This is a genomic window from Ruegeria sp. BHSA118 (genome assembly GCF_059613405.1).
In genome coordinates this window covers 1-5,626 of sequence record NZ_JBXWSM010000118.1, presented here as the reverse complement: position 1 = coordinate 5,626, position 5,626 = coordinate 1, and the positions used below count along the sequence as shown (strand labels likewise).

At 60.3% G+C, this 5,626-nt stretch carries 7 protein-coding genes; all 7 read left to right on the top strand.

Annotated elements, in window-relative coordinates:
• On the top strand, window positions 1-282 hold a 282-nt coding region (locus tag AC2FNN_RS20935; protein WP_496760378.1), incomplete at its 5' end, for a c-type cytochrome.
• Window positions 279-1,424 (top strand): cytochrome D1 domain-containing protein, encoded by a 1,146-nt coding sequence (locus tag AC2FNN_RS20930; protein WP_496760376.1) that lies wholly within the window; start codon window positions 279-281, stop codon window positions 1,422-1,424. The genes AC2FNN_RS20935 and AC2FNN_RS20930, both read left to right, overlap by 4 nt.
• A 3-nt stretch (window positions 1,425-1,427) precedes the next feature.
• Window positions 1,428-2,417, top strand: a complete 990-nt coding sequence (gene ahbB / locus AC2FNN_RS20925) for a siroheme decarboxylase subunit beta (protein ID WP_496760374.1) — start codon at window positions 1,428-1,430, stop codon at window positions 2,415-2,417.
• Complete coding sequence (locus tag AC2FNN_RS20920; RefSeq protein ID WP_496760372.1) at window positions 2,414-2,863, top strand: Lrp/AsnC family transcriptional regulator; 450 nt, start codon at window positions 2,414-2,416, stop codon at window positions 2,861-2,863. The genes ahbB (AC2FNN_RS20925) and AC2FNN_RS20920 overlap by 4 nt, the downstream gene beginning before the upstream one ends.
• Window positions 2,860-3,342, top strand: a complete 483-nt coding sequence (gene ahbB / locus AC2FNN_RS20915; RefSeq protein WP_496760370.1) for a siroheme decarboxylase subunit beta — start codon at window positions 2,860-2,862, stop codon at window positions 3,340-3,342. Before AC2FNN_RS20920 ends, ahbB (AC2FNN_RS20915) begins: the two co-directional genes overlap by 4 nt.
• Before the next feature lie 3 nt (window positions 3,343-3,345).
• Window positions 3,346-4,560, top strand: a complete 1,215-nt coding sequence (nirJ, locus tag AC2FNN_RS20910; RefSeq protein WP_496760368.1) for a heme d1 biosynthesis radical SAM protein NirJ — start codon at window positions 3,346-3,348, stop codon at window positions 4,558-4,560.
• A 76-nt stretch (window positions 4,561-4,636) separates the two neighbouring features.
• Window positions 4,637-5,626, top strand: a 990-nt coding sequence (locus AC2FNN_RS20905) for a cytochrome D1 domain-containing protein (protein WP_496760366.1), incomplete at its 3' end; no start/stop codon positions are given.

The following is a 5,626-nucleotide window of genomic DNA, read 5'->3' as shown; positions in this document are numbered from 1 at the left end:
GTTCTGGCCGCGACCTCTGCTTTTGCGGCGGATGTCATCGATCCCGATACCCTGAAAAGACTTGTGCATCAGGATTGCGGGTCCTGTCACGGCCTGTCCCTGAAGGGCGGTCTTGGTCCCGATCTGCGCAGTGAGACACTTGAACACTACGACGCGGATGTTTTGACCAGCGTCATCCTTGACGGCATCCCCGACACCGCGATGCCCCCGTGGCGGCCTCTGATCAGTGAAGAAGAGGCCGAATGGATCGCCCGTTATCTGCTGGAACAGGAGGCACAATGAAATACTTCATTCTTGGCCTTGCAGCCACATTGATGATGACCACAGCGCAGGCTGAACCGACCGCGACAGGAGACCTTGGTCTGGTCATCGAACGCGCCAAGGGCTCGGTGCTTCTTGTGGATCAATCCGACCGCGCAGCTCTGGCCCGGATCGAGGGATTGGGTGATCTGTCGCATGCGTCTTTGGTCTATTCGCCCGATGAACGGTTTGCCTATGTGTTTGGCCGCGACGGCGGGCTGACCAAGATCGACATCGTGACCCGCCAGATCGTGAACCGCGTCGTGCAGGCCGGCAACGCCATCGGCGGGGCGATTTCGGACGATGGCAAGCTTGTGGCCGTATCGAATTATGAACCCGGTGGCGTGCGCGTATTCGATGCAGACACGCTTGAGATGGTCGCTGACATCCCGACCGACAGCAAAACCATCGGTCTGGTCGATGCGCCCGGTCGGCGGTTCGTTTTCACGATGTGGGACACTGGGGAAACCTGGATTGCCGATTTCGCAACAGGCACACCAGAGATCACCAAGATCCCGGACATGGGCAAGAACCCCTATGACGCGCTGATTACTGCCAATGGCCGCACCTATATCACCGGTCTGTTTGGCGAGGACGGTCTGACCGCGCTGGATCTGTGGGCCGATACACCCGAACCGATCCGGGTTCTGCCCGATTACGGGCGTGGGCAGGAAGAAATGCCGGTCTACAAGATGCCTCATCTGGAAGGCTGGGCGCTGACGGGCCGCGAGTTCGTTTTGCCCGCTGTCGGCCATCACGAGGTTCTGTGGATCGACGCCGACACTCTGACCGAAACGGGACGGACCAAAACCCACGGGCAACCGGTCTTTGCCATGGCCCGCCCCGATGGACGGCAGGTCTGGGTAAATTTCGCCCACCCGCTGAATGACACTATTCAGGTGATCGACAGTGTCAGCAAACAGATCATCCACGAATTCAAGCCCGGCCCGGCGGTATTGCACATGGAGTTCACGCCGCGCGGGCATGAGGTCTGGATCAGCGTGCGCGATGCCAACAAGGTCATGGTCTACGACACGCACAGTTTTGAAAAACTGCGCGAGATCGACGCGGACAGCCCGTCCGGCATCTTCTTTACCGCCCGTGCGCACAGAACAGGGCTGTAACCGATGCGACATATCACGGACCCGATCGACCGCCGCCTGCTGGACGAATTTCAGCGCGATTTCCCGATCACACAGAGACCGTTCCAGATGCTGGGTGACGCACTCGGGCTGGACGAAGCCGAAGTCATTCATCGCTTGTCCCGGATGCGCGCCACAGGCCGTATTACACGGGTTGGCGCCACCATCACACCCGGCGCGGTGACGGCCAGCACCCTGGCTGCCGTGGCGGCTCCGGAAGATCGGTTGGAGGAGGTCGCCGCCCTGATCGATGCCGAACCCGGGGTGAATCACAATTATCAACGCGAAGACGCGTGGAACCTGTGGTTTGTTGCGACCGGGCCGGATCGCGCGCATGTCAACGATACCCTGGCGCGGATCAGTCGATCCACCGGATTGCAGGTGCTGGACCTGCGGCTGGTGCGCCCTTTCAACGTGGATCTTGGTTTTCGCATGACTGGCGGGGCCAAAAACGTGCCCACTGCGCGAAAGGTCGATGCATCCGTCATGCGCGAAGGCGATCGTTGCCTGCTACAGTCTCTGAGTTCCGGGCTGTCTTTGGTCTCAGAACCCTATGCCGCGATGGCTCGTTCGCTGAAACGGGATGTGACAGACGTGATGGAGCGGGTCGAAGCCCTGCATGCCGCCGGAATAATCTCGCGGCTCGGAGTCATTGTGCGTCACCGGGCGCTTGGCTGGTCGGCCAATGCGATGGTGGTCTGGGACCTGCCGGCAGAACAGATTGAAACCGCCGGTCCGGCTTTGGCCGCCTACCCGGGGGTGACCCTGTGCTATGAGCGTAATCCGGTTCCCGATGTCTGGCCATATCGCCTGTATTCCATGATCCACGCCCGCACACGCAATGAGGCTTTGGATGTTCTGGCCGGTGCGATTGCATTGCCCGAATTGGCCGGAGCACAGAACAAGGTTCTTTTCTCAACCCGCTGTTTCAAACAGACCGGTGCGCTGATTCAGGCAAAGGAGGTCGCCGCATGACGCTGGACCAAACGGATCGCGCGATCCTGAATCGTATGCAAGAGGATCTGCCGCTTACTTCGCGCCCTTACGCAACCGTCGCCGAAGAGCTTGGCCTGTCCGAGGCGGAATTGCTGACGCGTCTGAGCCGTATGAAAGATGATCGCACCATCACGCGCTTCGGTCCGTTTTTCGACGCCGCGGCCATAGGTGGGGCTTTCTGCCTTTGTGCAATGGCCGTTCCTGACGAAGATTTCGAAACTGTCCTGACAAAAGTCAATGCGCATCCCGAGGTGGCACATAACTATGAACGCACGCACCGGCTGAACATGTGGTTCGTGCTGGCCACCGAAACACCCGAGGGGATCGAGGCCACCGCCGATGCCATCGAATGGGAAACGGGGATCCGTGTTCTCCGTTTCCCCAAACTTCAGGAATTTTTCATCGGCTTCCGGGTGGCGGCATGATCAACGCAACAGACAGACAGATTATCGAGTCGCTCCAGGGCGGACTGCCCCTGGTGGCTGCGCCCTATGCGCAGGTCGCCGCCGACCTGGGCCTGACCGAGGCCACCCTGCTGGACCGGCTGGCCGCGCTGAAGGCGCGCGGGGTCATCCGGCGGATCGCCGCGGCCCCCAATCATTACAAGCTGGGTATGACGTCGAACGGCATGACCGTCTGGAACGTGCAGGATGACCTGATCACCGAACTGGGTGCTCAAATCGGGGCACTGCCTTTCGTCACCCATTGCTATGAACGGCCCCGCGCCCTGCCCGACTGGCCCTACAACCTGTTCGCCATGGTCCACGGCAGCTCGCGCGATGAGGTCGAAGACAAACGCGGCCAGATCGCCGCAATTCTGGGATCGGCCTGCCGGGGCAGCGACATCCTCTATTCCACGCGCATCCTGAAAAAAACCGGGCTGCGCCTGAAACAGAAAGGCTGAAACATGTTCCGCCTGACCGAATACATGCATCAGCTGGTCAAGCCGACTCCGGTGCGCAAACGGCGCCCCGGCCCGGTAAAGCCGGTTGTGATCTGGAATCTGACGCGGCGCTGCAACCTGAAGTGCCGCCATTGCTACACCGTCTCGGCGGATGTCGCGTTCCCGGGTGAGCTCAGCCATGAGCAAGCCATGGTAACCCTTGAGGATCTGGGCCAGTTTCGCGTCCCGGCCCTGATCCTCTCGGGTGGGGAACCGCTGGATCGGTTCGATTTCTTCGACATTGCAAAACGCGCCCGTGATCTGGTGCCAATGCTGGCCTTGTCGACCAACGGAACCCGGATCCATGACGAAACCGCCGATATGATAGCGGATGTGGGCTTCAACTATGTCGGCATCTCGCTGGACGGGATCGGAGCGACGAATGACTGGTTTCGCGGCGTCGAGGGCGCTTTTGCGGACGCCTTGCGCGGCGTGCGCGAATGCAAAAAGCGCGGCATCAAGGTTGGCCTGCGGTTCTGCCTGACCGAAGGCACGCAACATCACTTGCCTGACTTGCTGAGCCTTTGTGATGATGAAGGTGTCGACAAGTTTTACCTGTCGCATCTTGTTTATGCGGGGCGCGGCGACAAGAACCGGGGCGAAGACGCCGCGCATCAGCGCACGCGCAAAGGCCTGGATCTGTTGCTGGAACGCGCCTGGGAAGCCGCATCGGGCGGTCGTCCGCTGGATATCGTGACCGGGAACAATGACGCTGATGCCGGATATTTCCTGAACTGGATTCGCACGCATTTCGACGCCGAAAAGGCTGCACATGTGCGTGCGCACCTGGCCGCGTGGGGCGGAAACTCTAGTGGTTTGGGCGTCGCCAATATCGACAATCTCGGCCGGGTCCATCCGGACACTTACTGGTCCGGCTACACGGTGGGCAACGTAAAGACCAAATCCTTTTCCGAACTCTGGACCAGCGATGATCCGATGCTTGCCATGCTCCGTACCCGTCCGCGCCCGCTGAAGGGGCGCTGCGGAGCCTGCGAACTCAAGGACGTGTGCGGCGGCAATACCCGCATCCGCGCCTTGCAATTGACCGGTGATCCATGGGCCGAGGATCCTGCCTGTTACCTGTCCAACCAGGAAATCGGTGTGGATGAAGCAGGGGAACGCCTTCAGGTCACACCGTTTCGGGGGAAAAGCCATGATCCGGCGCATCAGTTCTTTTGACACCGTAAGTGCGAGGCTTTCAACCGCTGCGCCTGGGGCGCGTGCGGGAGCCTCCGGCGGGAGTATTTTTGAAAAGATGAAGATCGGGGCATTATGCTCGATCCTGGGCGCGGGTGTCGCCTGGGCCGACGCGCCTTCGGACTATGCGGAGCATTGTGCATCCTGCCATGGCGAGAACCGTCTGGGCGGTGTTGGCCCCGCGCTGATCCCTGAAACGCTCAAACGCATGCGGGGGCCCCGGGTTGCTGCGGTAATTGCTGAAGGGCGCGCGGCGACACAAATGCCGGCCTTCTCGCACGAGCTGGATGCTCTGCAAATCGAAGAGCTGGCCGGTTGGTTGAAATCGCCGTTGGAATCCGACCCCGAATGGGGCGAGGCCCAGATATTGGCCAGCCGGACGATGGACGAGGAATATGTGCCGGTGGATGCGCCCGTCTGGGACAGCGACCCGATGAACATCACGCTGGTGGTGGAAACCGGTGATCACCATGTCAGCGTTCTGGACGGCGACACGTTCGAGGTTCTGGACCGGTTCGAAACCCCCTTCGCCGTGCATGGCGGACCCAAGTTCAGCCCGGATGGGCGGTATGTGTTCATCATGTCCCGCGACGGGTGGGTGCAGAAATACGACATTTGGGCACTGAAACAGGTGGGCCGTGTGCGTGCCGGCCTGAACAGCCGCAACATCGCCATGTCCGGCGATGGCAAATGGGTGGCCGTGGCGAACTACCTGCCCAACAGCCTGACTGTGTTGTCCACCGAAGACCTTTCCGTCGCAAAGGTCATCGAGGTCAAAAGCAAGAAGGGCCTGCCCAGCCGCGTCTCTGCCGTCTACCAGGCCCCTCCGCGGGAAAGCTTTGTTTTGGCACTGAAGGATGTGCCCGAGATTTGGGAAGTATTTTACGGCGCAAATCCCCCGCAATCCGGGCTTGGCCATGATTTCCGCATCGAAGGCCAGTTCAAGAACCCTGATCCTTTCCCAGTGCGCAAGATCAGCACAGGTGATTATCTGGACGATTTCTTTTTCGACCAAAGTTATGAATATGTCATGGGGGCGTCCCGCGAT